General features: G+C 33.0%; 3 protein-coding genes. All 3 read left to right on the forward strand.

The window, feature by feature from the left end:
* Positions 1 to 132: 132 nt before the first annotated feature.
* The 3 genes from NTX22_07510 to NTX22_07520 all read left to right on the forward strand — a co-directional run bounded on the left by NTX22_07510 (position 133) and on the right by NTX22_07520 (position 2,258).
* The gene (locus NTX22_07510; protein ID MCX6150349.1) at positions 133 to 417 is read left to right on the forward strand and encodes a nucleotidyltransferase domain-containing protein; all 285 of its coding nucleotides are present in this window, start codon (positions 133 to 135) and stop codon (positions 415 to 417) included.
* A 138-nt stretch (positions 418 to 555) separates the two neighbouring features.
* Positions 556 to 1,002 (forward strand): hypothetical protein, encoded by a 447-nt coding sequence (locus tag NTX22_07515; protein ID MCX6150350.1) that lies wholly within the window; start codon positions 556 to 558, stop codon positions 1,000 to 1,002.
* A 914-nt stretch (positions 1,003 to 1,916) separates the two neighbouring features.
* Positions 1,917 to 2,258 (forward strand): DapH/DapD/GlmU-related protein, encoded by a 342-nt coding sequence (locus tag NTX22_07520; GenBank protein MCX6150351.1) that lies wholly within the window; start codon positions 1,917 to 1,919, stop codon positions 2,256 to 2,258.
* Positions 2,259 to 4,002: the final 1,744 nt, after the last annotated feature.

Raw genomic sequence — 4,002 nt, forward strand, 5'->3', positions numbered from 1 at the left:
TTGGATAATACTGCAATAGTATAGCCGGTATGCACCAATCGGCTGATGCCAACAAATAGAAACGAGGAAAAGATTGATTTGATTTGAAAAATGTTATATTATTTCCTATCAATAATACAATGAATTTAATAAATGCGATTAGCTAAAAAAGAAATTACAGCAATTAACTCGGTTATTGCAAAATATGATAAATTTGCCAAGGTACATTTGTACGGCTCACGTGCAGATGATAAAAAAAGAGGCGGGGATATTGACCTACTTGTTTTTTCGGATAATCTAACATTTGACGATAATCTAAGAATTAAAATTGAACTCAAAGAAATTCTAGGAGATCAAAAAATTGATTTAATAATAACGCACGATAAATCCGACCCCTTCGTTGATCTAATATTTGATTCATCAGTAAAATTAGCATGAATGGTCCTGCTCAAAACCTGTCTGCTGTACTTTCTTGCTTTTGGATGTTGGGAAGATCGTTATAATGGCTGTTGAATTGAACTCTAAACAGAAAACAGATACATTTATTTATAAATAACACTTATTTGGATTTGATTCATGAATAAAAAGATAATACTGCTTAAAAGTGAATTGAAATTAATGAATGACGCATCTTCAATTCTTTATTATAGTTATAAAAAATGTTGTAAGGTGGGCATTATAAAGGAATATTCGCAAAAAGAATTAGATGTATTCGAAAATCTTACTTCACGTTTTGCAAGACTAAATGACATTATTCTGCAAAAAATATTTAGATCAATTCATTCGATTGATCTTGATGATGTTAATACTGTTAGAGATTCAATTAATCTTGCCGAAAAGAAAAAATTAATTGAAGACGCAGTTATAATGATAGAGATGCGCGAGCTTAGAAATTCAATTGTACACGAATATATTCCGGAAGTTATAAAAAATATTTTTATTAAATCATTGAAACTTACCCCATCATTATTGAAGAATGTTGAATTGATAAATCAATATTGTCATTCTAAATATCAATTATAAATTTCAGTTTTATAGTTTGAGAGGGTCCGGGGGCAGGAAGAAATCATAATAAAGAATTCATACAATTTTTATATAGCTCTAAGTTCACGGCTATAATTAGAAACACAATTAATAAGTCACCTTACGCAAATTTTTTAGTTGAATAGCCACGACCTTCAGGTCGTGGATGATAAAATAAATATCGGCTTTAGCCACAAAAAACAGCCCGTTTTGGGCTAAAGCCAAGAGTTTGGTGTTCCATCTATCCCACGTCTTAAAGAGGCTGTGTGAAAATAGAAAGTTAAAGGCAACCCACGAATTTATTCGTGGGAAATTAGATAAAAAACAGAGCAAGATAACCGACTCGGGGAAAAAATATTCTCCAAGAATTTAGGGCTTTAGCCCAACCTTAGGATTGTACTTGCCTACTGCAAGTAGGTTGGACTAAAGTCCAGGATTTTTTGAGGATTACGATACTATGGCATAAATGCCGGAGCTATTCAAGTACAAAATTTCCTTAGGTAGACGCCTATATGCAGCAGGCAAGCCTATTCGGATGTATATTTCTTCATCCCAGGGGGATGATATATTTGTAGAAATGTAAAGACAAAATAGAGCAAAATGCCGTAGGCATGATATAATAAAAATGCTTATTAAACTGAAAAATAAAATAATTAGCAATTAATTAATCAGAAATTAATATTCTTAAGTTGACGCTGATAGTATTGACATGTAAATTTTTTTTTGTGCCTGCTTGCTTCGGGCAAGTCAAGATATTTTAAATAATTTTTACATCATACATCATACATCATACATCAAGCATTGCGGCTTGCCGGGCTATGTGCTTTCGCAGGAATAATATATTGGATTTTTCAGAAGTTTCATCTTGTCCCTTTTTCACTTTGTCCCTTTGTCACAAAAAAATAGGAGTAAAAATGGAAAAGAAAAACATCAATAATGTAAAACTCGGTAAAGATGTAAAGATTTTTGATTTCGTTAATCTTTATGGCTGCTCAATTGATGATAATACTAAGGTTGGTACATTTGTTTATCCGCATGCCACAAATTTGGATGGAAGCATGCAGACCGAAACCGATTGGAAAGTGGAAGAAACATTTATCAAAAAGGGTGCATCAATTGGTTCATCATCAACAATAATGTGTGGCATTACGATTGGTGAAAATTCAATCATAGGTGCCGGTTCAGTAGTTACCAAAGATGTTCCGGCGAATGCTATTGTAGCAGGTGTGTCGGCAAAAGTTATAAAGAAACTTTAACTATAATTTTATTTAGTAACCCCACCATTCATGGTGGGGATTACACAAGCCCAGATAATTCAGGCTTTAGCCATAGAACAAGCTTATTTTTTCTGTCTGCTGTAAGTAGGACAGGTTTTTAAAAACAATTCTCTTCATCATCTATAACACAAAAGAGAAGTAAAGCTCCCGAGAATCGGGACTAAACACTCAACACTAAAAACTATGTAACTTGGTTATACTATTTTCTGATTTCTGAGTTCTGTTTTCTTCCGTTTGACATCTGACGTTTCTTTATTAACGAATTCTCCTTCTGTGTTTAATCTTCTTTATTCCGTATTCTGTCATTTTACATTTTCGTCTTACCTTTGTCGTTTCACATTCACAACTAAAGACTATGTAACTTGGCTATTCTATTTTCTGATTTCTGTTTTCTGATTTCTCAATTTTTCTAACTAAACACTCAACATCGCAGCGAAGCGTAGATCCCGTGAATCGGGACTAAAAACTAAAAACTCACAACTCAGGGCTTCTTTTCCTGTATTATTAAGTTCTCATCAAATATCATTGTAACAGATGTAACATAATCATCATTCATTTTTATTTGTATTACTTTTATCTTTTTGTCAAAAAGTTTACTCAGCTTTCTTATTGTTTTTTGTTCTAGTCTTTCTAAAGTTTTTGATGCTAGATCCTACCCGTTAAAATCCAGCAAATCCGTGCTATCCGTGTGCTATAGCATTCTGTTTTATTATAATTTTTTCCATTATCCATCATCCATCAAACATAATATATAACGGTTTACCTCTTTCTTTTACGTAGTAACCCCGCCATTCAGGTGGGGATTAAACAAATCCAGCGGGTTCGGGCTTTAGCCCTAAAATAAACTAATGTGGGTGGCTAAAGTTGGTCTGTATCATGTCGATTTTTCCACATCCTGTAGCACTTGTTTATACAATAAAAAATTTTGTGTAGGATGACTCACTGCTTCAAAATATTATTAAAATATTTTTCTTCATCAACCATTATCCGTCAGCCATCAAACATCATATATAACGGTTTTCCTCTTTCTTTTACTTAGTAACCCCGCCATTCATGGTGGGGCTTAAACAAAGCCAGCTAATTCAGGCTTTAGCCATATAATAAGCTTACGTGGGCAGCTAAAGTTGGTATGTACCGTGTCGCTTCTTCCATCTCCTGTAGCACGTCGTTATACAAAAAATTGTTTTGCATAAGATTACTCATTAATTCTAAATATTATTAAAATAATTTTCTCCATCAAACATCATATATAGCAATTAACCGCTTTCAAATACTGTAAAAATTACATAAAAAATTTAAAAAGGTTAAGTAAAAGTAAAATAATCACCTGATTTTCCTACATAAATTTTTAAAAAGGTAAAGATAAGGTAAACATTTTTTCTCAAATATTGCGTATTCGTTTCATTATACAAGTAAATATTAAGAAAAATCGGAAAAATAGTGCCATTTCCAAACCTAGCTTTCAACTTCTTCCTTCTTAATTTAACCGATTCCACTGATTCTGAAGCTCCCTTACCATCACTCATCCCACACTTGTCATCCTGAGGATACGAAGGATCTGCATTGAGATTCTTCTTTCGAGGACTCCCTCAGAATGACATTTTTTTATTTCCCTGCTAAACGATTACTTCTCGTCACCGGATATAGAATTAAATGGCGTAAAACAGTGTGTACTTTTACTGAATGGCTAAACTTGTTTATCCCTGTTTGAATAAAAAGGAAA

This window comes from Ignavibacteriales bacterium (assembly GCA_026390815.1).
Classification (GTDB): Bacteria; Bacteroidota; Ignavibacteria; order Ignavibacteriales; family SURF-24; genus JAPLFH01.